Origin of the sequence: Streptomyces sp. SID1328, from assembly GCF_009865595.1 — a bacterium.
Classification (GTDB): Bacteria; Actinomycetota; Actinomycetes; order Streptomycetales; family Streptomycetaceae; genus Streptomyces; species Streptomyces griseoluteus.
This window is the reverse complement of record NZ_WWKH01000324.1, coordinates 1-25,702: the sequence shown is the minus strand read 5'-3', so window position 1 is coordinate 25,702 and position 25,702 is coordinate 1. Positions and strand designations below refer to the sequence as shown.

General features: G+C 69.0%; 19 protein-coding genes, 2 pseudogenes and 1 riboswitch. Of the genes and pseudogenes, 13 read left to right on the top strand and 8 right to left on the bottom strand.

What is annotated here, in order from left to right; all coding sequences use genetic code 11:
* The 5 genes from GT030_RS09400 to GT030_RS09380 all read left to right on the top strand — a co-directional run.
* The coding region (locus tag GT030_RS09400; protein WP_202459896.1) for a potassium-transporting ATPase subunit KdpA at nt 1–720 on the top strand (720 nt) is incomplete at its 5' end.
* Nucleotides 717–2,846, top strand: coding sequence for a potassium-transporting ATPase subunit KdpB (kdpB, locus tag GT030_RS09395; RefSeq protein WP_202459895.1), 2,130 nt, complete (start codon nt 717–719; stop codon nt 2,844–2,846). The genes GT030_RS09400 and kdpB, both read left to right, overlap by 4 nt.
* 5 nt (nt 2,847–2,851) lie before the next feature.
* On the top strand, nt 2,852–3,559 hold the full coding sequence (locus tag GT030_RS09390) for a potassium-transporting ATPase subunit C (protein ID WP_161200692.1): 708 nt from the start codon (nt 2,852–2,854) through the stop codon (nt 3,557–3,559).
* 133 nt (nt 3,560–3,692) lie between these two features.
* Complete coding sequence (locus GT030_RS09385) at nt 3,693–4,376, top strand: response regulator (RefSeq protein ID WP_161200691.1); 684 nt, start codon at nt 3,693–3,695, stop codon at nt 4,374–4,376.
* 1 nt (nt 4,377) lies between these two features.
* Nucleotides 4,378–6,918, top strand: coding sequence for a sensor histidine kinase KdpD (locus tag GT030_RS09380; RefSeq protein WP_161200690.1), 2,541 nt, complete (start codon nt 4,378–4,380; stop codon nt 6,916–6,918).
* A gap of 5 nt (nt 6,919–6,923) precedes the next feature.
* Here the strand turns inward: GT030_RS09380 and GT030_RS09375 are convergent, their stop codons facing one another.
* Nucleotides 6,924–7,490, bottom strand: a complete 567-nt coding sequence (locus tag GT030_RS09375; protein WP_161200695.1) for a universal stress protein — start codon at nt 7,488–7,490, stop codon at nt 6,924–6,926.
* A gap of 332 nt (nt 7,491–7,822) precedes the next feature.
* On the opposite strand from GT030_RS09375, the gene GT030_RS09370 reads away from it, so the two are divergent.
* The 6 genes and pseudogenes from GT030_RS09370 to GT030_RS36290 all read left to right on the top strand — a co-directional run bounded on the left by GT030_RS09370 (nt 7,823) and on the right by GT030_RS36290 (nt 13,946).
* The gene (locus GT030_RS09370; RefSeq protein WP_346009599.1) at nt 7,823–8,191 is read left to right on the top strand and encodes an SAV_915 family protein; all 369 of its coding nucleotides are present in this window, start codon (nt 7,823–7,825) and stop codon (nt 8,189–8,191) included.
* Between the two features lie 144 nt (nt 8,192–8,335).
* Nucleotides 8,336–10,153 (top strand): APC family permease, encoded by a 1,818-nt coding sequence (locus GT030_RS09365; RefSeq protein WP_161200689.1) that lies wholly within the window; start codon nt 8,336–8,338, stop codon nt 10,151–10,153.
* 268 nt (nt 10,154–10,421) lie between these two features.
* On the top strand, nt 10,422–12,944 hold the full coding sequence (locus tag GT030_RS09360; protein WP_161200688.1) for a DUF4118 domain-containing protein: 2,523 nt from the start codon (nt 10,422–10,424) through the stop codon (nt 12,942–12,944).
* A 231-nt stretch (nt 12,945–13,175) separates the two neighbouring features.
* Nucleotides 13,176–13,265 carry a K(+)-transporting ATPase subunit F gene (gene kdpF / locus GT030_RS09355; RefSeq protein ID WP_161200687.1) on the top strand — a complete coding sequence of 30 codons (90 nt, stop codon included), beginning with the start codon at nt 13,176–13,178 and terminating at the stop codon, nt 13,263–13,265.
* 12 nt (nt 13,266–13,277) lie between these two features.
* Nucleotides 13,278–13,655 (top strand): annotated as a pseudogene (locus GT030_RS36295) (potassium-transporting ATPase subunit KdpA); the annotation flags it as partial.
* Nucleotides 13,644–13,946 carry a potassium-transporting ATPase subunit C gene (locus GT030_RS36290; protein ID WP_237522288.1) on the top strand — a complete coding sequence of 101 codons (303 nt, stop codon included), beginning with the start codon at nt 13,644–13,646 and terminating at the stop codon, nt 13,944–13,946. The pseudogene GT030_RS36295 and the gene GT030_RS36290, both read left to right, overlap by 12 nt.
* 480 nt (nt 13,947–14,426) lie before the next feature.
* Here the strand turns inward: GT030_RS36290 and GT030_RS09345 are convergent.
* From GT030_RS09345 to GT030_RS09335, 3 genes and pseudogenes are all read right to left on the bottom strand, one after another.
* A pseudogene (locus tag GT030_RS09345) lies at nt 14,427–14,867 on the bottom strand (ABC transporter substrate-binding protein); the annotation flags it as partial.
* 93 nt (nt 14,868–14,960) lie between these two features.
* On the bottom strand, nt 14,961–17,279 hold the full coding sequence (gene metE / locus GT030_RS09340; protein WP_161200685.1) for a 5-methyltetrahydropteroyltriglutamate--homocysteine S-methyltransferase: 2,319 nt from the start codon (nt 17,277–17,279) through the stop codon (nt 14,961–14,963).
* Nucleotides 17,280–17,450: 171 nt separating this feature from the next.
* Nucleotides 17,451–17,642: riboswitch (cobalamin riboswitch) on the bottom strand.
* 172 nt (nt 17,643–17,814) lie between these two features.
* On the bottom strand, nt 17,815–18,363 hold the full coding sequence (locus GT030_RS09335; protein ID WP_161200694.1) for an ATP-binding protein: 549 nt from the start codon (nt 18,361–18,363) through the stop codon (nt 17,815–17,817).
* A gap of 239 nt (nt 18,364–18,602) precedes the next feature.
* On the opposite strand from GT030_RS09335, the gene GT030_RS09330 reads away from it, so the two are divergent.
* Together GT030_RS09330 and GT030_RS09325 are read left to right on the top strand one after the other, a co-directional pair.
* On the top strand, nt 18,603–19,856 hold the full coding sequence (locus tag GT030_RS09330) for a helix-turn-helix transcriptional regulator (protein WP_161200684.1): 1,254 nt from the start codon (nt 18,603–18,605) through the stop codon (nt 19,854–19,856).
* Complete coding sequence (locus GT030_RS09325; protein ID WP_161200683.1) at nt 19,853–20,380, top strand: GNAT family N-acetyltransferase; 528 nt, start codon at nt 19,853–19,855, stop codon at nt 20,378–20,380. The genes GT030_RS09330 and GT030_RS09325 overlap by 4 nt, the downstream gene beginning before the upstream one ends.
* A gap of 799 nt (nt 20,381–21,179) precedes the next feature.
* On the opposite strand, the gene GT030_RS09320 is transcribed toward GT030_RS09325, so the two are convergent.
* The 4 genes from GT030_RS09320 to GT030_RS37080 all read right to left on the bottom strand — a co-directional run.
* A complete protein-coding gene (locus tag GT030_RS09320) occupies nt 21,180–21,401 on the bottom strand; it encodes a transposase (protein WP_346009600.1) in 222 nt (73 codons plus the stop codon).
* 126 nt (nt 21,402–21,527) lie between these two features.
* Nucleotides 21,528–21,713, bottom strand: a complete 186-nt coding sequence (locus GT030_RS36285; protein WP_237522285.1) for a transposase — start codon at nt 21,711–21,713, stop codon at nt 21,528–21,530.
* A gap of 384 nt (nt 21,714–22,097) precedes the next feature.
* Nucleotides 22,098–23,270, bottom strand: coding sequence for a DUF6183 family protein (locus GT030_RS09310; RefSeq protein WP_161200681.1), 1,173 nt, complete (start codon nt 23,268–23,270; stop codon nt 22,098–22,100).
* 97 nt (nt 23,271–23,367) lie between these two features.
* A partial coding sequence (locus GT030_RS37080; RefSeq protein ID WP_272920674.1) for a polymorphic toxin-type HINT domain-containing protein occupies nt 23,368–25,702 on the bottom strand: 2,335 nt, incomplete at its 5' end.

Below are 25,702 nucleotides of genomic sequence, written 5' to 3'. Positions count from 1 at the left end.
ATGGAGGGCAAGGAGGTCCGCTTCGGCGTCGGCGGGTCGTCGATCTTCGCGGTGTCGACCACGCTCACCTCGACCGGGGCGGTGGACTCCTTCCACTCCTCCTTCACCGGACTCGGCGGCGGGATCACGATGCTCGGCATGATGCTGGGCGAGATCGCGCCCGGCGGCACCGGCTCCGGCCTCTACGGCATGCTCATCATGGCGGTCATCGCGGTGTTCATCGCCGGTCTGATGGTGGGCCGTACGCCTGAGTACCTGGGCAAGAAGATCGGCGCGCGGGAGATGAAGCTCGCCGCCGCGTACATCCTGATCACGCCGACGCTCGTGCTGGTCTTCGCCGCGGCCTCCATGGCGCTGCCGACCCCGCCGAACTCCATGCTCAACTCCGGCGCGCACGGGTTCTCCGAGGTGCTGTACGCCTTCACCTCCGCGGCGAACAACAACGGCTCGGCTTTCGCCGGTCTGAACGCGAACACCGACTGGTTCAACACGATGACCGGGCTCGCGATGCTGTTCGGCCGCTTCCTGCCGATGGTGTTCGTCCTGGCGCTGGCCGGCTCGCTCGCCGAGCAGAAGCCGATCCCGGTCACGGCCGGCACCCTGCGCACCGAGAAGCCCCTGTTCACCGGTCTGTTGGTGGGCGCGATCCTCATCATCACCGGTCTGACCTACTTCCCGGCCCTGGCGCTGGGCCCGCTGGCTGAGGGGCTGGCGTCATGACCACCCGCATAGAAAACCACGAGGACTCGATGTCCACACCCACTCCGACCCGGGCGCCGCACCAGGACGTGCCGACCGGTCACAAGGACGAAGGAAAGGTCGGCGCGGGTCTGTTCGACCCCACGCAGCTCATCAAGTCGCTGCCGGACGCCTTCCGCAAGCTCGACCCGCGGGTGATGGTCAAGTCGCCCGTGATGTTCGTGGTGTGGATCGGCTCGGTGCTGACCACGGTGTTCTCCTTCAAGGACCCTGGTGACTGGTTCGGCTGGGCGATCAGCGCGTGGCTGTGGCTGACGGTGATCTTCGCCAACCTGGCGGAGGCGGTCGCCGAGGGCCGCGGCAAGGCCCAGGCGGACACGCTGCGCAAGGCCAAGACCGACACGGTCGCGCGTCGGCTGGTCGGCGAACGCGAAGAACAGGTGCCCGGCACCGAGTTGACGATCGGCGACCTCGTGGTGTGCGAGGCCGGCGACATCATCCCCGGCGACGGTGACGTCGTCGAGGGCGTCGCCTCCGTCGACGAGTCCGCGATCACCGGTGAGTCGGCGCCCGTCATCCGCGAGTCCGGCGGCGACCGCTCCGCCGTGACGGGCGGTACGAAGGTGCTGTCCGACCGTATCGTCATCAAGATCACGACGAAGCCGGGCGAGACCTTCATCGACCGGATGATCAGCCTCGTCGAGGGCGCCGCCCGGCAGAAGACGCCGAACGAGATCGCCCTGAACATCCTGCTGGCGTCGCTGACGATCGTGTTCCTTCTCGCGGTGGCGACGCTGCCGCCGTTCGCGGACTACGCGGGCACGCATCTGACGATGGTCGTGCTGGTGGCCCTGCTGGTCTGCCTGATACCCACCACGATCGGCGCGCTGCTTTCCGCGATCGGCATCGCGGGCATGGACCGCCTGGTGCAGCGCAACGTGCTCGCCATGTCCGGGCGTGCCGTCGAGGCCGCCGGTGACGTCTCCACGCTGCTGCTCGACAAGACCGGCACCATCACCCTCGGCAACCGCCAGGCGTCGGAGTTCGTGCCGGTGCACGGCACCACCGAGGCCGAGGTCGCCGACGCCGCCCAGTTGTCCTCGCTGGCCGACGAGACGCCCGAGGGCCGCTCCATCGTCGTCCTGGCGAAGGAGAAGTACGGGCTGCGCGAACGCCACCAGGGCGAGCTGGCGCACGCCGAGTGGATCGCCTTCACCGCCCAGACCCGAATGTCGGGCGTCGACGTGGACGGCCGCAAGATCCGCAAGGGTGCCGCCGGCTCGGTCATCGCCTGGGTCAAGGAGCGGGGCGGCACGGTCTCGGACGACGCGGACACCCTGGCCAACGGGATCTCGGAGGCCGGCGGTACCCCGCTGCTCGTCGCCGTCGAGGACGCAAACGGCGCCCGGATCCTGGGCGTCATCCACCTCAAGGACGTCGTCAAGCAGGGCATGCGCGAGCGGTTCGAGGAACTGCGCCGCATGGGCATCAAGACGGTCATGATCACCGGTGACAACCCGCTGACCGCGAAGGCGATCGCCGAGGAGGCGGGCGTCGACGACTTCCTCGCCGAGGCCACCCCCGAGGACAAGATGGCCCTCATCAAGCGGGAGCAGGCCGGCGGCAAGCTCGTCGCGATGACCGGTGACGGCACGAACGACGCGCCCGCGCTGGCCCAGGCGGACGTCGGTGTCGCGATGAACACGGGTACGTCGGCAGCCAAGGAGGCCGGCAACATGGTCGACCTCGACTCCAACCCGACCAAGCTCATCGAGATCGTGGAGATCGGCAAGCAACTCCTCATCACTCGCGGTGCGTTGACGACGTTCTCCATCGCCAACGACGTCGCGAAGTACTTCGCGATCATCCCGGCGCTGTTCGCGGCGGTCTACCCGGGCCTGGACAAGCTGAACATCATGCAGCTGTCCTCGCCCGACTCCGCGATCCTGTCGGCCGTCATCTTCAACGCACTGATCATCATCGCGCTGGTGCCGCTGTCCCTGAAGGGCGTGCAGTACAAGCCCGTCAGCGCCGACAAGATGCTCCGCCGCAACCTCGGCATCTACGGCATCGGCGGCCTGATCGCCCCCTTCGTCGGCATCAAGATCATCGACCTGATCATCTCCCTCATTCCCGGGATCGGCTGAACGCCATGAACAACTCCGTAACCAACACAGCCCGGTTGCTCGGGGCGGGCCTGCGCGCCGTGCTCGTGATGACCCTGGTGACCGGCGTCATCTACCCGCTGGTCGTCACCGGCATCGCCCAGGGGCTGTTCGGCAACAAGGCGAACGGCTCCGAGATCAAGGCGGACGGCCACGTCGTCGGCTCGGCCCTGATCGGGCAGTCGTACAACCTGCCGCTGAAGAAGGGGCAGGAGACCCCTGAACCGGACCTGAAGTGGTTCCAGGGCCGCCCGGCGAACGGCCTCGGCAGCAACAGCGTCAACACGCAGTACAAGCTGATCCTGTCCGGCGCCACCAACCTCGCGGCCGACAGCGGGGCCGTCCACGGCACGTGCACCGCCAAGTCCGAGGAGGGCTCGCTCTGCGCCCAGGTCCTCGCCGCCCAGGCTGCCGTCGTCAAGGACAACTCGGTGCCCGGCTACACGGTCAAGCCGTCAGACGTCCCGGCGGAGGCGGTGACCTCCTCCGGCTCCGGCCTGGACCCGGACATCTCGCCGGCCTACGCCGCACTCCAGGCCCACCGGGTCGCCGCGAAGAACGGCCTGTCCGTCGCCGCGGTGGAGAAGCTGGTCAAGGACCACACCACTGGCCGCGCCCTGGGCTTCATCGGTGAACCCCGCGTGAGCGTCCTGGAGTTGAACATCGCGCTCAAGGACCTCGTAGCGAAGCAGTGATGGCCTTACGCGACCCACGAAGGGGGCCGGCGGTCCGGGAGGCATCCCGGTTCCGCCGGCTCCCGCAGCCATGAAGTCGGTCGCTCCGCTTCCGGCGCCCACGGCCCGACGCACGACAGGAGAGACACACCCTATGACCCGGGTGCTCGTGGTGGAGGACGACCCGCAACTCGTACGGGCCCTCGTCATCAACTTGCAGGCACGCCAATACGGCGTGGATGCTGCCCCGGACGGTGCCACGGCCCTCCGACTCGCCGCCGCGCGCCAGCCCGACGTGGTGCTGCTCGACCTCGGCCTGCCCGACATGGACGGCGTCGACGTCATCAAGGCGCTCCGCGGCTGGACCCGCGTACCGATCATGGTGCTGTCCGCGCGGCAGGCGTCCGACGAGAAAGTGGCCGCGCTGGACGCCGGCGCCGACGACTACATCACCAAACCGTTCAGCATGGACGAACTGCTGGCACGGCTGCGGGCCGCCGTCCGCCGCACCGAGGACACACCGCTCGTCCCCGAGACGACGCTGGTCGAAACGGAGCACTTCAGTATCGACCTGCTCGCCAAGAAGGTTCTTCGGGAGGGGAAGGAGGTCCGGCTGACGCCGACCGAATGGCACCTGCTGGAGATCCTGGTGACCAACCCCGGCCGGCTGATCACCCAGAAACACCTCCTCCACGAAGTCTGGGGCGTCTCCCAGAGCACCAAGACCAACTACCTGCGGGTCTACATGGCCCAGCTTCGCCGCAAACTCGAGACCGATCCCTCCCACCCCCGCTATCTGATCACCGAGCCCGGCATGGGCTACCGCTTCGAGGAATGACATGGCACGCGGAAAGCTCCGGATCTACCTCGGCGCGGCACCCGGCGTCGGCAAGACCTACGCGATGCTGGCTGAGGCACACCGCCGCATCGAGCGGGGCACCGACTGCGTCGTCGCCGTCGTGGAACACCACCACCGGCCTCGCACCGAGGTGATGCTGCACGGCCTGGAGCAGGTGCCGCGCAAGGAGATCGAGTACCGGGGGAGTAGGTTCACCGAGATGGACGTGGACGCCGTCCTCGCGCGCCGCCCCCAGGTGGCCCTGGTGGACGAACTGCCGCACACCAACATCCCCGGCTCGCGCAACGCCAAGCGCTGGCAGGACGTCGAGGAGCTGCTCGCGGCCGGCGTCGACGTGGTCTCGACCGTCAACATCCAGCACCTGGAGTCGCTGGGCGATGTGGTCGAGTCGATCACCGGCATCCGGCAGCAGGAAACCGTCCCGGACGAGGTCGTGCGGCGCGCCGACCAGATCGAGCTGGTCGACATGTCGCCCCAGGCACTGCGCCGCCGGATGGCACACGGCAACATCTACAAGCCGGACAAGGTCGACGCCGCCCTCGCCAACTACTTCCGGCCCGGCAACCTGACCGCGCTCCGGGAGCTGGCGCTGCTGTGGGTGGCCGACCGGGTCGACGAGTACCTCAATGAGTACCGCAGCGAGCACCGGGTCTCCACGATCTGGGGCTCGAGGGAGCGGATCGTCGTCGGTCTGACCGGCGGCCCGGAGGGAAGCACCCTGATACGGCGTGCCGCACGCCTGGCGGAGAAGGGCGCGGGCGGCGAGGTGCTGGCCGTCTACATCTCCCGCAGCGACGGCCTCACCGCCGCGTCTCCGAGGGAACTGGCCGTCCAGCGCACGCTGGTCGAGGACCTGGGCGGCACCTTCCACCACGTCGTCGGTGACGACGTACCGGCCGCCCTGCTCGACTTCGCCCGCGGGGTGAACGCCACCCAGATCGTCCTCGGCGTCTCGCGCCGCAGGAGCTGGCAGTACGTCTTCGGGCCCGGCGTCGGCGCCACGGTCGCCCGCCAGTCCGGTCCCGATCTGGACGTCCACCTCATCACGCACGACGAGGTCGGCAAGGGCCGGTTGCCGGTGGCACGCGGAGCGCGGCTCGGACGGGCTCGGGTCATCTGGGGCTGGCTCGCCGGCGTGGCCGGCCCCGCCCTCCTGACCTGGCTCCTCACCAGCGTCACTCCGGAGGTCGGCCTCGCCAACGACATGCTGCTGTTCCTGGCTCTGACGGTGGCAGCGGCCCTGCTCGGCGGGCTCTTCCCCGCGCTGGCCTCCGCCCTGGCGGGCTCCCTGCTGCTCAACTGGTACTTCACCCCGCCCGTTCACACCCTGACGATCGCCGACCCGAAGAACATCGTCGCCATCGCGATCTTCGTCGGCGTCGCCGTGTCCGTGGCCTCGGTGGTGGACCTCGCGGCCCGGCGCACCCACCAGGCGGCCCGGCTGCGGGCCGAGTCGGAGATCCTGTCCTTCCTCGCGGGGAACGTCCTGCGCGGCGAGACCACGCTGGAGGCGCTGCTGGAGAGGGTGCGCGAGACCTTCGGCATGGAGTCGGTGGCGCTGCTGGAGCGGACCGGCGGGACGGCTTCCTGGACCTGCGCCGGGAGTGTGGGGCCCGAGCCCGCGGAGGTCCCGGAGGACGCGGACGTCGACGTACCGGTCGGCGACCACATGGCCCTGTCCCTGCGCGGCCGGGTACTGCCGGCCGTCGACCGGCGGGTGCTCGCAGCGTTCGCCGCGCAGGCCGCGGTCGTCCTGGACCGCCAGCGACTGCTGCGCGAGGCCGGCCGGGCCAAGGAACTGGCCGAGGGCAACCGCATCCGGACCGCGCTGCTCGCCGCCGTCAGCCACGACCTGCGCACCCCGCTCGCCGGTATCAAGGCATCCGTCACCTCGCTCCGCTCCGACGACGTCGAGTGGTCCGAGGAGGACCGGGCGGAGTTGCTGGCCGCGATCGAGGAAGGCGCGGACCGGCTCGACCACCTGGTGGGAAACCTGTTGGACATGTCCCGCCTGCAGACCAGCACAGTGACACCGATCATCCGCGAGAGCGACCTCGACGAGGTCGTTCCCATGGCGCTCGGCGGGGTGCCCGAGGGCAGTGTGGAACTGGACATCCCCGAGACCCTGCCCATGGTGTACGTCGACCGGGGGCTGCTGGAGCGGGCCGTCGCCAACGTCGTCGAGAACGCCGTCAAGTACAGCCCGCCGGGGGAGCGGGTCCTGGTGTCTGCGAGCGCCCTCGCCGACCGGGTGGAGGTGCGGGTCGTCGACCGGGGTCCGGGGGTCCCGGACGAGGCCAAGGACCGGATCTTCGAACCCTTCCAGCGGTACGGCGACTCGCCCCGAGGTGTCGGCGTCGGCCTCGGTCTGGCCGTCGCACGCGGCTTCGCCGAGGCCGTCGGCGGCACGCTGCATGCCGAGGACACGCCGGGCGGTGGGCTCACCATGGTGCTCGCCGTGCCGACGGCACCGCAGCGGCGTCCGGAGCGGCCGGACCTGTCGGCGGCGGCCATGCCCTGAGCGCCTCAGGCGTCGGGCGGCGCGGTCTCGAACTCCCTTCGCAGGTCTCCGGTGTCCAGCCGCAACCGCCAGGTGTGGCGGCGGCGCACGGCCGCCAGCGCGGCCTGCAACGGGGAGGGCGGCACCGCGAGGACGGTGCAGGCGGCATGGGCGAGACAGTGGCGGCCGACCGACGGCGACAGCGCCCGGTACACCCGGTTCCGCCGTCCGGCACCGACCACGAGGATGTCGCCCTCCCGGTCGGCGATCTGCACCAGCGCCGGTCCCGGAGCGCCTCGCGCGATGAGCGCCTGACCGGGCAGGCCGGTGTCCGAGCCGCCGAACACCTCACGCAGCGCCCCGACAAGCCTTTCCCGCGCCGTTCGCTCCCACGCCGGTATCAGGGCGGCCGAGGCCGGGGACCTGCGGGCGGCCAGGTCCCCGCCAGGCGGTTCCCAGGCCAGCACGGGCCAGAGTTCGGCCCTCCGGTTCCTGGCCTCGTCGGCGGCCCGGCCGAGAGCGGTGAGACTGCCCAGTGAGCCGCTCACTCCCACCACGACGCGGGCTGCTGTGGGCGGGCGGGATTCGGATATCGCTATCACCGTTCTGCACACGCCGACCGGAGTTTCCCGGGCCGGCGATCCTCCTCGGAACCGCTTCCATCTCACTCCGCTCCGAGGCTTTCGAACAGTCCTTACGCCCGTTTTTGGCGCCCTTCTGACGGCCCTATCCATGCCCTCTGACCAGGCGCGTCAGCATCCCGTCAAGGTCGTATCGATCGCCGTCAGCATCCCGTCAGGGCACGCCCGTGTCCCCAGGACACCGGGCATAACGTCGACGGTGAGCCCCGGACCGCCTCCCCGCGTCCGGGGCATTTCAGATCCCTGCGCCCCCGTGCACCACACATGCCCTTCGGGAGGCACCCGTGACCGAACTCCTCTGCGCGGACGACCCCGAACCCACCGATCGGTTCCCGGCCGGACCCCTGTACGTCCCGGTCCGGCCGGGCCCCTCCGGGTGTGCGGCCCGGCTCTTCCGCACACCGCTCGGCGCCCGTACGGCGGTCGGCTTCACCTCCGAGCACCGGCTGATCGCCATGCTCGGCCCCGGCCAGGCGTGGGTCCGCCTCGCCGAGCCCGCCCTGCGAGCACTGACCACCCCGCTCGGCGTCACCACCGTCACGGTGGACCCGCACGGCCCCGGCTCTCACGTCGGTCACGCCGATCACATCCGAGATCCCTGCGTTGCGGATCGCCTGAGAGAGGCATCGACATGCCCACCACATGGCCGATAACACCGGCCTGGCCGTCGACGAAGGCGTCTGACCGGGTTTCGGAGAAGCCGCCTCCGGCCCTGGCGCGTCTTTGACGCCCTGCGGCCCGGTGGTCCCGTCACACTGACCTCGAACAGCCCCACCCCCTGTACCGCGAGGTCACTCATGGCGTACGGCCTGGCCCGCCGCGAACTGCGGCCGAGAGTCCCGCTGCGGCCAGGAGAGGGCGAGCGGCACCACCTGACCAGCCTCGAAGGACTCGCAGCGCTGTCCCTGGACGCGCTGAGCTCGGTCGCGTACGGCCCCGAGGCGATCGTGCTCGTGCTGATCGCCGCCGGCACCGGGGCGCTGACCGCGACTCTGCCGGTGACGCTGGTGATCGCCGCCCTGCTGGCTGTGCTCGTCGTCTCGTACGGACAGGTGATCGCCGCCCATCCGGAGGGCGGCGGCGCCTACGCCGTGGCGAAGAAGGATCTCGGGCCGAGGACGAGCTACCTCGCGGCGGCCAGCCTTGTCGTCGACTACGTGCTGACTGTGACCGTCAGCCTGGCGGCGGGAGCGACCAGTCTCGCCTCCGCCTTCCCCGCGCTCGGCTCCCATCTGCTCGCCGTGTGTCTCATCGGGCTCGCGCTGCTGACGGCGGTGAATCTGCGGGGTGTGGCCGAGAGCGCGCAGGTGCTGATGCTGCCCACCGTGCTGTTCATCGTGAGCATCCTCGGCATCATCGTGCTCGGACTGCTGCGCGACCACCCCGCGGCGATCGTCGGGCATGCCCAGCCCGTCCACGCCACCGAGGCGTTGGGGCTGCTGCTGCTCCTGAAGGCGTTCTCCTCCGGCTGCTCCGCGCTGACCGGGGTGGAGGCCATCGCCAACGGTGTTCCCGCCTTCCGTGAACCGCGGGTCAAGCGGGCGCAGCGTACCGAGCTGATGCTGGGCGCCCTGCTCGGACTGATGCTGATCGGGCTGGCCGTCCTGATCCGCCGCGACCACGTGGCTCCTCGCGGGGGAGTGACCGTTCTCGCCCAGCTGACGGCGGGTGCTTACGGGACGGGTTGGCCGTACTACGCGACCAACCTCATCGTCACTGTGGCGCTCGGCTTCGCCGCCAACACCAGCTTCGGCGGCCTGCCCGTGCTGATGAGCCTGCTGGCCAAGGATCACCGGCTGCCGCATCTCTTCGGTCTGCGCACCGAACGGCCCGTCTATCGGTGGGGCGTGGTGGCGCTGGCCGTGCTCGCGGCGCTGCTGCTGATCGCCGTGAACGCGGACACCCACCGCATGATCCCGCTGTTCGCGATCGGCGTGTTCATCGGCTTCACCATCAGCCAGATCGGACTCGTACGGCACTGGGCCCGGCAGCGGCCGCCCGGCTGGCTGCGTCGTGCGGTGCTCAACGGGGTCGGCGCGGTGCTGACCACGGTGGCGGGAGTGGTCCTGCTGGCCACCAAGTTCCTCGAAGGCGCGTGGGTCGTGGTCGTCGCGGTGCCGCTGCTCATGCTGCTGTTCGCCCGCATCCAGCGCTACTACACGGCCGTCGGCCTGGAACTCGGGCTGGGCGAGGTACCGCCGCCGGTGCGGCGGCTCACCGACTCCCTCGTCATCGTGCCGGTCGGCGAGGTCAGCAAGCTCACCCAGCACGCGCTGACGGCCGCCCGTGCCCTCGGCGACGAGGTCGTCGCGGTCGCCGTCCACAGCGACCCGAAGAGGGTGCGGTCACTGGAGGAGAGCTGGGCCCGCTGGAGCCCCGGCGTACGTCTCGACATCATCGACAGCCCACAGCGCTCGCTCGTGCAGCCCGTCGTCGACTACGTCCAGCGGGCGGCGGAGTCAGGACGGCAGATCGCCGTCCTCATCCCCGAGGCCGAACCGATCCACCGCCGCTACCAGATCCTGCAGAACCAGCGCGGCCTCCTGCTGGCCGCCGCGCTGAGGGCCCGTACCGACGTCGTCGTCTGCGTCCTGCCCTACCGGCTGAGCCTGTGACGACTTCGAGGGGCCCGGACCCGGCCGGTGCGCAGCGCGAGCCGGCACGGCATGCCCCAGTACCCGAGCGGGGCGGCCTCTCTTTTGACGCCTGAGGGAGAACGCCACGACCGTGTGGGCACCATGACGCACTTGGGGGCATTCGGACTCGGTCCCCTGAGGGGTCCCGGCCGGCACGAGGCCGGTGTCGGCGCGTGCAGCGACCCGGATGGGCGCACCATGGTAGGGCGCACATGTGACATGGGGGTGACCTGGCAGGAGTCCGTCGGTGGCACGTGGACGGTTGCGGATCTACCTCGGGGCCGCCCCCGGGGTGGGAAAGACGTACGCGATGCTCGCGGAGGGGCAGCGGCTACGTTCACTGGGCGCGGATGTGGTCGTGGGCTTCGTCGAGCCGCATGGGCGCCGGCCGACCGCTGCCATGGCCGAGGGGCTGGAGACGATCCCCCGGTGCACCCTGATCCATCGCGGTGCGGCTTTCACCGAGATGGATCTCGACGCCGTACTGGGTCGCCGCCCCCAGGTCGCGCTGGTCGACGAACTGGCCCACTCCAACGTTCCGGGGACCCGGAACGCCAAGCGGTGGCAGGACGTGGAGGAGCTCCTGGCCGCCGGTGTCGATGTCGTCACCACGCTCAACGTCCAGCACCTGGAATCTCTCAATGACCTGGTCCGGCAGATCACCGGGGTCAGACAGTGCGAGACGCTGCCCGACGCGGTGGCGCGCCGCGCCGAGCAGATCGAACTGGTGGACCTGCCGCCCGAGGTGCTGCGCCGCCGCATGGTGCACGGCGACGTCTACCCGCCGGACCGCGTCGAATCCGCCCTCACCCACTACTTCCGGGTCGGCAACCTCACCGCACTACGCGAACTCGCCCTGCTGTGGCTGGCCGACCGAGTGGAGGAGGGGCTGCAGCGCTACCGGGCCGAACACGGCATATCAACCCCCTGGGAGACCCGGGAGCGGATCCTGGTGGCGCTGAGCGGGGGACCGGAGGGCGAGACCCTCGTCCGCCGCGCCGCGCGGATCAGCGCTCGTACACCCGGTTCCGAACTGCTGGCCCTCCATGTGGTCCCGGAGGACGGGCTCACTCCAGTCGACCCGGGCGTGCTGGACACCCAGCGCACCCTTGTCGAGTCGCTCGGCGGCAGCTACCACCAGACCACGGGTGAGGACGTCGTCGCCACCCTGCTCCAGTTCGCCGAGGCGGAGAACGTTACCCAGATCGTGCTGGGCGCAAGCCGGCACGGCCGTCTCGCCTCCTTCCTGCGCGCAGGCGTGGGAGCGCGGACGATCAAGGGGTCCGGCCCCATCGACGTGCACATCGTCACCCATGAGGAGGCAGCCGGTTCAGTCGCGCCGAGGCTTCCGCGTCCGAGCCGCGGCATGGGCCCGAGACGGTACTGGTCCGCGCTGGCCGGCGCCGTGATGCTGCTGCCCGTACTGACGCTGCTGTTGATCGCGCTGCGGGGCCACCTCAGTCTCGCCAGTGACCTGGTGATCTATCTGCTCGCCGTTGTCGTGGTCGGCATGGTCGGTGGGCTCTACGCCGCTCTGCCGGCAGCCGTCGCCGCGGCGTTGCTCGCCGATTACTACTTCACCGCTCCGGTGCACTCGCTGGCCGTGGAGCGTGCCGACGAGATCACCGCGCTCGTGGTCTTCATCGCCACGGCCGCTCTCGTCGGCACGGCAGCGGGGACGGCCGCGCAGCGTACGCGCCAGGCGGCACGCGTGACATCGGAGGCGAGGGCGCTGAGCCGCCTGGCCGCCGCCGTCATGCGTGGCCAGGATCTTCCGGCGCTCGTCGAGCAGATCCGGGAGAACTTCGGCCTCAGCGCGGTCAGCCTGCTCGAAAGGGCCCCGGAAGCATCCCCCGCGCCCCGCTGGTACGTGGTCGCCAGCGCCGGGGAGCGGCCACCGGAAAGGCCCTATGAGGCGGATGTGGAAAGCCCGGTCGACGACACTCTCACGCTGGCGGCTCGCGGTTCCGGACTGAGCACGGAGGACCAACGAGTCCTCGCCGCATGCGCCGCCGAACTGGGGCTTGCCCATGCCCGAGGGCGGATCGCCGGGTATCGCGGGGACACGGACACCGTCGCCGGGACCGAACGCACCCGGGCATCCCTGCTTCTCGCGGCAGGCCGCGATCTGCGTGCTCCGCTCCGTACGGCCGAAAGAGCGCTCCTGCGGTTGCCGGGCCGATCCGCAGACGAGCCCACCCCGCAAGAGGAGCAGTTGCTGGACACCGCCCGCGCGGCCGTGCACCGCGCGGCACAGCTGGTCACCGATCTCGACGATCTGAGCCGTCTGCACGCCGGGGCACTCGATCTCTACCTGCGCCCGGTCGACCTGGACGAGGTGCTGGGCGCTGCCATGGACGATCTCGGACCCGGTGGCCACTCGATCGTGCTGCGCCTGCCGGAACAACTGCCCGACGTGATCGCCGATGCCGCCCTCCTCACTCGCGCTCTCACCGCTCTCGGGGCCGACGCACTGCGTCACAGCCCACCGGACCGGCCCCCCGTCTTCTGCGCCCGGGTCCGGGGCGGCAGCCTGGTGATCCGGGTGGAGGACGGGATGCGTGAGCAGGACACCGAATCGAGCACGCCGGCCCCCCGAGCACCGCGTACCTGTAGGGCGGACAGCCTGACGCTGCGGCTTTCGCGTGATCTGACCGAGGCCATGGACGGGACCCTGGAGACGACCGACGACGGGCCGGTCTTCTCGGTGACGCTCACTCTTCCCAGCTGTGCACCCGGCGGCGGCGCGAGATCCGACCGCGACGGGTGATCGCCGGCACTCCACCATCACCCCGTCGGCCCACCCAGCGTCAACGCTTTACCGAAGTCGACTGATATAGCGTCAAAACGTACCAACTTCATCTTCCAACAGGGCGTATCGCACAGCTCCGCCCCTGATGACTCTGCGGGGTGCCTCGCGCATGTCGGACGTCGTATACATCGCGCTCACAGTCGTGGTGTTCGCCCTCCTCGGCCTTGCCTCCAAGGGAGTCGGGCGCTTGTGAGCGTGGAGAACATCGTCGGCCTGATCGTCGCGGCCTGTCTCGTGATCTATCTGGTCGTGTGCCTGATCTTCCCCGAGAGGTTCTAGGAGACAGCCCCGGTGAACGACACTCTCGCGGGCTGGCTCCAGGTGCTCGCCCTGGTGGTCGCGCTCTGTCTCTCGTTTCGCCCACTGGGCGACTACATGGCCCGTGTCCTGACCACCCCTCACCACGGGCGGGCCGAACGCCTGGTCTACCGGGCAGGGGGAGTGAACGGCGACGCGGACCAGAGGTGGTCGGCCTACCTTCGGAGTGTTCTGGCCTTCTCCGCGGTCTCGGTGCTGTTCCTGTACGCGTTCCTGCGCCTGCAGAACCATCTCCTGCTGTCCTTGGGGATGAAGCCGGTCCCCGCTGACCTGTCGTTCAACACCGCGGCCTCCTTCGTCACCAACACCAACTGGCAGGCGTATTCGGGCGAGTCGGCCTTGGGATATCTGGTCCCCGCGGACGCCGTCACCGCCAGCGGTTCCGGGCTCGACCCTGCGATCTCCCCGGCGTACGCCCACGAACAGGTGGCCCGCGTCGCGAAGGCCCGCCATCTCGCCCCAGCCAAGGTCAAGGCCTTGGTGGCCCGGCACGTCCGGGGACGTGTTCTGGGCTTCCTGGGTCAGGACGCGTCAACGTCGTCGCACTCAACCACGATCTGGCCGGGCTGGTGTGACCACAAGGGGACGGTGCGATGGGTGTCGAACCAGTTGATGAGCGTCTCGGGATGCTGTCTGAAGTAGTTGTAGGCGTAGAACCGCTGATCTTCGGGATCCCGCCACTCCCGCGCACACTCCGGGCTACGGCTGCGACGCGGTGTGCCCTCGTCCTCCGGCGTGCAACACCGTCTACATCCCCCAGGTCGACGACCAAGGGCAAACCGTCCTTACCGTTGATCGAGCGGACGCGGCCCAGCGTCCGGTCACCGGCCAGGAGACATGCGGTGGCGTGGGCGCGATGGGCGTCGTGGGTAAGGGCCCCGGCAGGATGAGGAAGCCGTTGTGGTCGAACGCCGCGGACCTTGAGCCGAATGCCCCAAGCTGCCTGAACCGGAGCCGTGGCCGGGAAGCCAACTACTGCTCGCCGGGCCCAGCCGCTCTCTTTGCGGACGGGCAGGTGGGCCCAGCGGGCACTGCGGCCCACTCGCGGTCAAGGATCGCGTGTACGACCGAGTCGCGCCAATGTCCGCCCTTGCGGACGTGCTCCCGGATCGTGCCCTCCTTGTCGCCGCCGTCCGCCCGCACGTCCTTGATGGCGTCCAGTTCGCTGCGGTTGGTGTTGTTGGTCTTCGCGTCGAGGATCGTGTCGTACGTGAAGACGACGTCGGTGGAGGTCAGCGGCTTGCCGTCGCTGAACTTCACGCCGTCGCGCAGGGTGTAGGTGTAGGTGAGGCCGTCGGCGGCGACCTCGGGAAGAGCCTTCACCAGTGCCGGTCTCAGCTTCAGGCCGGCATCGCGGGCGAGGAGGCCGTCGAAGATCTTCGAGTTGCCGTCCTTGCCGTATCCGAGCAGCGGACTGAGCGTGTCCGGCTCTGAGGCCACCCCGATCACGACGGAGTCGGCTGCGTCGCCGCTTCCCGTGCTGCTGCCGGGGGCCGAGCAGGCGGCGACACCCGTGAGTATCGCCGCCGTCGAGGCGGCTGTCCGTATCCGGTTGACCGTCATGAACCTCACACCCTTATTGATGATCTCAAGCTGTTGCATCTGAATTGCAATAAGGGCTACCCGGATCGGTCGGCCGACAGTCCGCCGTCTCTGTCAGTCCCCGGACACTTCCCGGCGCACCTCCCTCGCGGCTGCGACCAGGTGCTCCAGGGAGGCCCGGACCTCGGGCCAGCCGCGGGTCTTCAGGCCGCAGTCGGGGTTGACCCACAGGCGTTCGGCGGGGATGGCCTTGAGGCCGAGGCGCAGCAGGTCGGCGGCCTCCTCCGTGCTCGGCACGCGCGGGGAGTGGATGTCGTACACACCCGGCCCGGCCTCCCGCGGATAGCCGTGCGCCGCCAGTTCCCGGGCGACCTGCATGTGCGAGCGGGCCGCCTCCAGGCTGATGACGTCGGCGTCGAGGTCGTCGATCGCCTGGACGATGTCGCCGAACTCGGCGTAGCACATGTGCGTGTGGATCTGGGTGTCCGGCCGGACGCCGCCGGTGGTGAGCCGGAACGCCTCCGTAGCCCAGGCCAGATAGTGCGGGCGATCGGCGGTCCGCAGCGGCAGCGTCTCGCGCAGCGCGGGCTCGTCGACCTGGATGACGGAAGTCCCGGCCGTCTCCAGGTCGTTCACCTCGTCGCGCAGGGCGAGGGCGACCTGGCGGGCGGTCTCGCCGAGGGGCTGGTCGTCGCGGACGAAGGACCAGGCGAGCATGGTGACCGGTCCGGTGAGCATGCCCTTGACCGGCTTGGTGGTGAGGGACTGGGCGTACGACGTCCAGCGCACGGTCATCGGCCCGGGGCGGGAGATGTCGCCGGCCAGGATCGGCGGACGCACGTAGCGGGTGCCGTAGGACTGGACCCAGCCGTGCCGGGTGGCGAGGTAGCCGGTGAGCTGTTCGGCGAAGTGCTGGACCATGTCGTTGCGTTCGGCCTCGCCGTGTACGAGGACGTCGATGCCGGTCTTCTCCTGGAAGGAGATCACCTCCTGGATCTCGGTCCTGATGCGCTCCTCGTATTCGGCCGGTTCGATCCGGCCAGCGCGCAGGTCGGCGCGGGCGGTGCGCAATTCACCGGTCTGCGGGAAGGAGCCGATGGTCGTCGTAGGCAGCAACGGCAGCTCCAGGTGGGCGCGTTGGGCGGCGGCGCGTTGCCGGTAGGGATAGGAGCGGCGTGCGTCGAACGCGGTGACGGCCGCCGTGCGTGCGCGGACGGCAGGGTCGTGGGTGATCGGTGAACCCGCCCGGGAGGTCAGGTCGGCGCGGTTGGCGGCCAGTTCGGCGGCGATGGCGTCGGTGCCCTGGGCGAGGCCCTTGGAGAGGGTGGCGATCTCGGCGGTCTTCTGCCTGGCGAAGGCCAGCCAGCGCAGGATCTGCGGCTCGATGTCCCGCTCGGCAGAAGCGTCCAGCGGGACGTGGAGGAGCGAGCAGGAGGCGGCGACGTCGACCCGTTCGGCCAGCCCGAGCAGGGTGCCGAGGGTTGCGAGGGACGTGGAGAGGTCGTTGACCCAGATGTTGCGGCCGCTGACGACCCCGGCGATCAGGCGCTTGCCGGGCAGTCCGCCCACGGCGGCCAGGGCGTCCAGGTTGGCGGCAGCCGGTCCGGTGAAATCGAGGGCGAGCCCCTCGATGGAGGCCTTGGCCAGCACGGGGAGTGCCTCGCCGAGCCGGTCGAAATAGGAGGCGACCAACAGCCGTGGCCGGTCGGTGAGGCCGCCCAGATCGCGGTAGGCGCGGGCGGTGGCGTTCAGCTCGGCCGGGGTGTGGTCCTGGACCAGGGCGGGCTCGTCGAGCTGCACCCACTCGGCGCCGGCCGCCCGCAGGTCGGCGAGGACCTCGCCGTACACCGGGAGCAGCCGGTCGAGAAGAGTGAGCGGGTCGAAGCCGGCGGGGGCGTCGGGGGCGGGCTTGGCGAGCAGCAGATAGGTGACCGGGCCGACCAGGACGGGCCGGGCAGCGAGCCCCAGCGCCAGGGCTTCCCGCAGCTCACTGACCTGCTTTGTCGAGTCGGCGGCGAACACGGTGTCCGGACCCAGCTCCGGCACGAGGTAGTGGTAGTTGGTGTCGAACCACTTCGTCATCTCCAGCGGCGCACATTCCTGGGTGCCGCGGGCCATGGCGAAGTACCCGTCGAGGGCGTCGGCGTCGACGGCGCCGCGATGCCGGGCGGGGATCGCGCCGACCATGACGCTGGTGTCGAGGACATGGTCGTAGTACGAGAAGTCACCGGTCGGGACCTCGTGGAGGCCGGCCTCGGCCAGCTGCCCCCAGTTGGCGCGGCGGATGTCGGCGGCCGTCTCCCGGAGGGCATCGGCAGTGACCCGGCCCTTCCAATAACCCTCGATCGCCTTCTTCAGTTCCCGGTCGGGTCCCTGCCGGGGATAACCGTGGACGGTGGCCCGTACGGCCGCGACTGCGGACTTGGCTGTCACGAAACTCTCCTTCGCGAGCTCTGGACGAGAGAGACCCCGGAGACCGGGGTGTGCGAGCGCGAAGGGATGACAGACCGGACGAGCCACGGCACGCGTGACCGCCTGATATGTACGCCGACCCGCCCACGAGGTCACCGGGATCTCCGCGCACGGCGGTCCGCGCGCGGGCAGTGGCAGGTCTTCGGACTCACGGGCACGCCTCGTTCTTCCACGAGGCACCTACTGGCCGTCGCTTCCCAAGCCCGTCACTTCCAGGCCCAGTGCGTATGACGGCGGTCGTTCCCGCTCACCGCTGCGGGGCAGTCCCGGATTCCCACCGGGTTCCCTCTTACGACGCGCCTGCCTGGCGGACAGGGCGAACCAGCTGCGCGGCCAGCCTATACACGGCCCGGGTGCAGGGGCGACCCGCAGAAGTCACCTGGTGTCAGGAACTGCTGGCCCCCTGGGCCGACATGGGACTGAAACCTGCCGCGTCGGCACATTCGTCCCGCACGTGATCGTCTTCTCGACCTTCCTTGCAGGCCGTCCGAATGTCTCAGGCGGAGGGCAAGCAGCCGAGCCAGTCACCATCACGGGTGATGTCGGCTGGTAGACGCCGCTTGAGGGGCGGGCCGCGCTGGAAGCCGAGCGCCCATGAGACGTCGTCGCATTCGACACGGCCGAGGGGCGTGGGCGTTGGCAATACGGCGAGGAAGCGGGCCGAGAGCGGCCGGTGACAGGATCCAGCGTTTGCCGCCGACCGCGCCGCCGGTCTCTTCCTTGTCCCCCGGCCACTCTCAGCGTTCAGTGCTGCCGTCTTCAGGTGCGGGACGCCGTGCGACCGGTCGGAGACTCCAATGCAGACGGCGCCGTTGCTCCGGCGCTCGATGGTGATCTTCGAGACGGGGGTCTCGGTGTGCTCGACGGCGTTGGCCAGCAGTTCGGTAACAATGATGCGTCCGCAGTCGGCCATGTCGTCGTCCATGCCCCAAGCTGCCAGCGCATTGGAGACGAGATCGCGAGCGTGGCTCGCGGACTCACGGACGCAGGGCAGCTCCGCGGTGTAGCCCGGGGCTCCGATCGCATTCGGTTTAGCGACGGTCATGGTCACGAGGTCTTTCCCTCCGGCTTGGGGTGCCCGGTCCTGACGAGTGAGGTAGGGCTGGGCTTTCCTCCGTGCCGCCGCGCCGAACTCGACTCAGCGACCTATGACCAGTCAACGAGTGACGAGCGGTGCGCAACAGGAAGAGTCCTGGCTTTGTGCACACCGACCGACCGGAAGACTTTGCGTTCCTATTACCTGAGGTCTGGGCATCAGAGTGACGGTGGTACTACGTTCGGTGCATGGGAGTGAATCTCGCCCTTCAGAGCCGATTAGATCAACTTGGCATCACTCAGGAGGAGTTGGCGGCTCGGTTGAACTCTGCGCTGCAGGAGATCACCGGCCGACCCGGCGAAATCTCTTCCAGAACGGTCCGGAACCTGCTCAACGGATCAAGTCGACGTCCAATCGGCCGCACTTGCGCGGCACTTGAGCATGTGTTCGGCTGCCCCGTGGCGGACTTAGGGTTCAACGCCCCCAGCTCAATGCAACATCACTCGGAGGGCCCCGTGCGGCGTCGCGACTTCATCGTTTCCACCACCGGAACGGCAGCCGCAGCCGTCCCGATCGTCAAGCAACGTCGGTCAGTAGGCATGACGGACGTAGCCCGCGCCTCGGCCAGCGTGAACGAGTTCGTGGAGGCCGACAACCGGCAAGGAGGGCACGCCTCCCTGGCGACCGCAGCCCTCGAAGCTCGCGCCAAGGTGCTGGAGCTTCAACAGCGGAACGCCAGCGAACGTGTACGCCGCGCCCTGTACGCACTGGCGGCCGAGTTCACCACCATCGCCGCCTGGTCGTGCATCGACCTCCGCGACCTGGCTACGGCGCAGGCGTACCTGCATGAGTCGTCCACGTTCGCCGGCCTCTCGCAGGACCCTCCCACCGGCATGCGTGTGTGGGTCAACATGGCCATGCTCGCCTATCAGCGCAAGAACTGGCCGGAACAGCTTGCGGCAGCGCAGGCGGCCAACGCCTCCCCGGCCGCCCGTAGGGACCCCTTCTTCGGCTCCATGGGCCGCGTCCGCCTCGCTCTGGCTCACTCGTCGCTGGGCGATCTCCGGGCCGCTCGGCGTGCTCTGGGCACAGCACAGGAGGCCTTCCACAAGGCGGCCGAGGACGAGCGTCCCCGATGGACCGCGTTCTACGGGCCGGCCGAACTCAACCACCTCGCGGCGATCATCCTCAACCACAACGGGGAGCCCGCTGAAGCCGAGGCGATGGCGCACCGAGCCCTGGCCAAGATCCCGGCGGAGTTCCAGCGCAACCGGGCGCTGGCGACCTGCCAGCTCGGGCTGGCACAACTTCGCCAGGGAGAGCCCGAGCAGGCCACGGCGACCGCGGCTACCGTCTTCACGATCATGGATGGTGCACCCCTGCCTGGGCGTATGCGCACCTTGATCGGAGACTTCCACCGAGACCTGTTCCGGCTGGCGCCGTCAACGACGTACGCCCGCGACTGGGCAGACCGAATGCGAGATGAATGGAGTCGAGCGTGACCAGGGTGATCGACCTGCGGCATTACGGACAGGGAAGCCTCCCAGAGGACTTCAGGCAGATGCTCATCGATGTGCACGCCGACGCCTACGCCGATGCGATGGACGACGAGTTCAACCAGCGATTCCCGTGGTTCGTCGATCACTGGTCAGGGATGGACGGCTTCTCCTGCGTCGTCGCTTTCGACGGCGATGAGCCGACCGGCTTCGCGTACGGCGCCCCGCTCCAGCCAGGTCGTGAGTGGTGGCGTTCCACCGCGTTCGCGCCGAACAACGGGTCCATCGCCACCTACGCCGTCTCCGAGGTCATGGTGCGCCCGCGGTGGCGGAAGCAGGGGATCTCGGAGCGACTCCACGAAGCCCTGCTGAAGGAACGCAGCGAAGATGTAGCGGTGCTCCTGGTCGACGTGACGCACCCGAAGGTGCAGGATCTGTACGAGACTTGGGGCTACGAGAAGGTGGGCGAGCAGCAGCCCTTCGCAGACTCCCCGGTGTATGCGGTCATGGTGAAGAGGCTGCAACCCTGAGCAGCCCCGCCCCCGAGTCACCCGCGTAAGACGCCACGTACTAGCCCAGATCCCGGCGCTCATGAACACCCATGAGCATCCAAGGCACCGACGGCCACCTTTGCGACTGTTCTTGAGTTCGCGCAGGAAGAGTTCACGAGATCCCGTCCGATCTGATTGATCGGGCGAATCTCGGCGTTTCCGGGGTCTGTTCGAGATGTTTTCCGAACGGGTTCGGTGCCGGGAGCGGTTGCCTCGCGGCCGTCGGCCTGAAGTTTCGGAGTGGTCCGGGTGCGTGAGGCCTTTTGCGACGGGCGTGCGTGATCCCCGTGTGTGGTGCCGGCGTCTCAGGTGTCGTGCGGGTCTTCGGACCGTTGGGTGGAGGCAGGCCGGACACGTCGGGTGGTTGCGCGGCTGGTCCGGCGATGGAGGCGATGACTTCATGAGTGGTCGCGGTCGCTCGGGCTCCGGTGGTCTGCTGCCGGGTGAAGAGGATGTGCAGGTTGATGCTGCAGATCATCAGCCCGAGCAGGATGGTCTGCGTGACCCGGCCGTGGGCGAGCCGCTTGGTGGGGTCGGAGATGTCGATGCCGTGGCTCTTGGCCCTGCCGTTGTGGGTGCCCGGCAGGCGGTGGTGGTGCTGGGCTGGGACAGCGCTTCCGCCTCCCGTATCGAGGGAGCGCGGGCGCGGCTGAAACGGCTCGTGGAGCGGGACTGGCTGGTTGAGGAGAAGCCAGGAGCCGCTGACGTCGTCGCTGCGGCTGACGATGTCGAGGACGACTCCAGGGTGCTGGACGGTCCAATCGGTGAGGTGGCCGGTTTAACCGCCGTCGGCCCAGACCCGCACCAGCCGCCGGAGATGATTCTTCGCCGCGGGCAGCAGGCTGCGGGCGGCGTCCCGGTCGGTCGTGGACGCCGGCGTGACCAGCACGGCCAGAAGCAGTCCCAGGGTGTCGGGGAGCAGGTGCCGCTTGCGCCCGTTGATTTTCTTCCCGGCGTCGAAGCCCCGTGAGGCGTGGGTAACGGTGGCGTCCGCCTTCACCGACTGCGAATCCACGATGCCTGCGGTTGGCTTCGGACTTCGACCCTCAGCTGTGCGGACGGTCTCGCGCGGCCGGTCATGCAGTTCGGCCACCAGCCCCGAACCCCGCCAGCGGACGAAGAAGGCCTAGACCCGGTCCCACGGCGGGAAGTCGGCGGGCATCGCCCGCCACTTGATGCCGTTGTCGAGGAGGTAGCGCACGGCATCGATCATCTGCCGGTGGCAGTAGCCCTCCGGCCGGCCGCCCCGGCCTGCCAGCCATCCAGGCACCGGCAGCAGATCGCGCACCAGTGCCCACTCCGCATCGCTCATGTCCGAGTCGATTCGGGGCCGGCGCTCCGGCCGGGCGGCCGCGTTCCTGAACCGATAGGCGAGGCACTCACACCCAGGAGTGGACGAACTGGACTCGGCGACCAAGACCACGCGACACTTCGACAACAGGGCCTCTTGCTTCTCGCTGGATTCGACAACCGCGAGCAACCAAGAGGCCCTTCTTCCATGCATCTGCACCGGCCGACTCACCCGAACCAGGCCCTTGTTCGAACCCCTCCGACCACACGGACGGATAGAGAACAGCCAGTCAGCCACACAAGTCTGGTCCCACTCAGCACACACGGCGCAACCTCAAGGGAAGCCCCCTCCTCGCCGAGCCCAAAGGGCCTCCGGTGGGCGAGGGACCTCTTCCGAGGCCTGGTATCAGTCGGTATCCGTGGCGGCGAGGACCGCGATGTACTGTCCGCCTGGTCGCAAAACGGCCACGGCAAGGTCCCAGGCCACCTGGTGGAACCAGTCCGACGAAGGGTCGGCGATGAACCAGTGCGCCTGCTCCACCAGCATCGCCGTGTCCTCGAACGAAGCGTCCGGGGCGGCGCCAACCAGGCCGCCGAGCGTGCGCCAGACAGCGAGCCGTCCGTAAGCACCGAACATGCCGCTGCCGTAGGCGGAGCTGCGCACGGCCGCAGTGAGAAGCACCCGCAGCACCCTGTCCGAGGTGGCCGAATGTAGCCGGGCCTTCTGTTCTTTCCCCGGCCACGGAGTCAGCGGTAGCCGCTCGAAGACGGCCGCGAAGTCGTCCGCCGGTACAGAGGACGTGCACCAGAACTCCTGAGCGGCGATCGTGCCGTTGGACTCCTCGCGCCAGTGCCGCACCGCGGCGCCCATGGCCTCGGCCGCCTCGGCCACGGTGACGTCTGCCGGATCGAAATCGGCGCTGCGCCTCCGCATCTCAGCTGAGACATGGAGTTCGGGTCGGTCGCTGTGCTTCTCCACCGTCGCGGGAGGCAGAGTCCACGTCCAGTCGCGCGGGGCGTTCGCCGGTCTGAGCAGCGCGCGTTCCGTGGGCAGCAGGCGGAGGGGCAGGGGTGCAAGCGGATGCTGCTGCGTCACGAGCGCCTCACCAAAGGACCGCAGAAGAGGGTACTCCGGGACCGCGACGCCTTCGAGCACCAGTTCCTGTAGCAGGCATGCCTTGAACTCGTCCGACGCTGCGATGCCCGCCTCCTCGTCGTAGACGACCGAGACGATGTCCTCAGGCCGCTGCCCCAAGGCCACCAGCTGCGCCAGACGCCGCTCCGCCCTGACCTGTGCCGGTCCTCCAGTGGGCAGACAGCTCGGCAAGCGCATCAAAGCGCGCAGGCTCCGCTGCCCCGCGGTCGCGGCGAGGGCTGTCTGCAACCGGTCTAGCAGGAAGGCGTCTTCGGAGGAGTCCTCGTCTTCGCGGGTGGCCCGCCGGGCGAGCTCCGCGCCGAGCAGCGTCGCCCACTCGAAGTCTCCGGACGAAACGCGGCGACGGATCTCTTCGCCGAGTGCGGACGCCGAGAACTCACTGTCCAGCAGTTCCTTGATCCGTTGAGTCATGTCGTTGTGCATGGTGGAATCACTCTGCCTCACGCTTGTCAGGTGCGGGACCCGTCCAGCATCGGACGGGTCCCGCTGTGCTCGTTCATCTATGACACGGCGCGGGTCGCTACGGCGCAGCCACCGGATAGGCGCTCAGGATCTCCTTGGTCTGCGGATTGACCGCGATCTGGAGATACTTCTCGCCCCTGGTCCCGATCGTTCTTCCCATCGGAAAGACGAATCTGAAGGCGTCCGCGGGGTCCTTTATCGCCTTGCTCTGCATGGCCCACGCCTCGTCCACCAGGGCGAGCACCTTGCCGGGGTCCTTCTCGACGAACACCGTGTGGGTCGCTCTGGAGGCATCGGGCACCGTATGGGCGAGCACATGGTCGATCTTGTTGCCGAACTTCCTATCGGCCCCGTAGATCAGCCCGCCAGGCGACTCAAGGTTGCCGCCGCCCAGGTCGGCAAAGCCGACCGGGCAGAACGTATTGTGCACGAGTACCGGCGTGGCCCCGGCCAGCACGTAGTAGGTGTGGATGTCGGCGACGCTGAGGTTGTAGGCGGAGTGGAGCCGCTGATAGCGGTGGACGCGTATAACGGCGACGGTGTCACCGCTGCTGGTGCGCAGCGTCTGGCCGGGTTTGAGATCGCCGGCGTCGATCCATCGGTGGGCGCTGGGCGACCAGAACGGGTGGTGCTGGGTGACTGTGATCCGTGACCGGCCGGCGTCGATCGTGATGTCGGCGAAGTCAGTGTCGTCAGGCGTGTAGACGGTGTCGGTGACAGCGCGGCCTTCGGTCCGGCCGCTGCCGGGTTCGGTGGCGAGGACCGCGTCACCCACCCTGACGTCCTTGATCTCCTTGGTCTCACCGTCGGCCATCAACACATGCGTGGCGCCGGGGAAGCTGTTGGGCTGGCACGCCATGCGTGATTCCTCGTAGGCGTTCACCGACCGCTCGATGCTCGCCAACGCCTCCGCGTCGACGTCGAGCACACGCAGTGCCTTCATCGCGTCGGCGACGCCGATACCGGTTCGCATGGCCGCGTCCACAGCGCGGATAGCCTCGGCGACCTTGCCGATGGGGCCGCCGAGCGGGAGCCACGTCGCGACCCAGAAGCAGTCGCCCGCGCTGCCCTCACCGCCGCCGAAGACCTTGTGATAGCAGCCGGTGAAATCACCCTCAATCGACTTGGCGATCCCCTTCCAGACATCGGCGGTCGCGTCCCACGTGTAGATCTTGACCGTCTTGGTCTGGTCCTTAACGGTGACCGTCTTCAGGAAATATGTGTCGTCGGAGGGGCAGCCGGCCGGGGTGGCGGGTACGTCGGGGTTCGCGCACAGATAGAAGCTGACCACCGCGTCGAAGTGCGCGAGGTACACCAGCTTGTCGCAGACGATGACGTCATGGCATTCGTTGGGGAGGCGCTCGGGCTCTCCGCGCTGTCTGATCTCGTCGATAACGGAGAAGACCCCGCCGACGCCGGTACCCGAGCCGTTCTTGACGTTCTTGCTGGCTTCCGCTGCCTCCGCTTCCGTGGCTGCCTGCTGGGCTTCCTTGGCGTACTTGTCGGCGTCCTTGGCGGCTTGTTCGGCTTCGGTGGCGGCTGTGTCGGCGCGGTCGGCGGCGGCGCGGGCGTCCTTGGCGTCCTGTTCGGCCTGAGCGGCTGCGGAGCGGGCGGCGGAGGCGTCGAGTTCGGCAGCGTCGGCGCTGTCGCGGGCGTCCTTGGCGTAGCCCTCGGCGTTGTCGGCTGCCTTGTCGGCGGCTGCGGCGTCGGTAGTGGCCTGCCGGTCGTAGTCGATGGTGCGTGCCAGTGATGCCGCGGCTGCGGACGCTGCTTTGGCGGCGTCGGCGGCGTAGCCGAGGGCCTGCTTGGAGTAGGTGCGGGCATCGGCGGCGTATTGGGCGGCGTTGGCCGCGTGCTGGTAGGCCCCCTTAGCGTCGCCCTTGGCCTGGTCGGCGATGTTCTTGGCGGCTTCGGCCTCGGCTGCGGCGTTGGTGGCGTGGGCATCGGCGACGGCCTGCTGCTGGTCGGCGATGGACTTGGATGCCTGCCCAGTCAGGACGACAAGGCCGGCGGTGGCGTCGGTGTCGACGTAGGGCGAGCCGAGCTGGATGGCGTCGTTGGCGGGGTTGGCGACCTGTTTGGCCGCCTTGCCAGCATCCGCGGCGGCCTGGGCGGTGACGTGGGCGTAGCCAGCGGCCTTCGCCGCGGCTGCCAGTGCGTTGCTGGCTTCCTTGTTTGCGGCGTCGGCCTGGGTCTTGGCGTCCTTGGCGTGCTGCTCGGCCTCGTCGGCGAGCTTGACCGCGGTCCTGGCCTCGGTGGAGGCGTCCCGGGAGGCATTGATGGCATCCGCAACCGCGCTGGTTGAGGTTTTCACTGCGGCGTCGGCCTTAAGTTTGTCGGCCTGGGCGGCGTCGGAGGCGGCGCGGGCGCGTTTGGCCGCGGCTTCGGCGCGG

Coding starts and splice junctions, on each gene's coding strand:
- GT030_RS09310 (WP_161200681.1), bottom strand. CDS start 23,270: ATGCACAACGACATGACTCAACGGATCAAGGAACTGCTGGACAGTGAG.
- GT030_RS09335 (WP_161200694.1), bottom strand. CDS start 18,363: ATGACCGTCGCTAAACCGAATGCGATCGGAGCCCCGGGCTACACCGCG.
- GT030_RS36285 (WP_237522285.1), bottom strand. CDS start 21,713: ATGAGCGATGCGGAGTGGGCACTGGTGCGCGATCTGCTGCCGGTGCCT.
- GT030_RS09380 (WP_161200690.1), top strand. CDS start 4,378: ATGGCACGCGGAAAGCTCCGGATCTACCTCGGCGCGGCACCCGGCGTC.
- GT030_RS09385 (WP_161200691.1), top strand. CDS start 3,693: ATGACCCGGGTGCTCGTGGTGGAGGACGACCCGCAACTCGTACGGGCC.
- GT030_RS09365 (WP_161200689.1), top strand. CDS start 8,336: ATGGCGTACGGCCTGGCCCGCCGCGAACTGCGGCCGAGAGTCCCGCTG.
- kdpB (WP_202459895.1), top strand. CDS start 717: ATGACCACCCGCATAGAAAACCACGAGGACTCGATGTCCACACCCACT.
- GT030_RS09390 (WP_161200692.1), top strand. CDS start 2,852: ATGAACAACTCCGTAACCAACACAGCCCGGTTGCTCGGGGCGGGCCTG.
- GT030_RS09330 (WP_161200684.1), top strand. CDS start 18,603: ATGGGAGTGAATCTCGCCCTTCAGAGCCGATTAGATCAACTTGGCATC.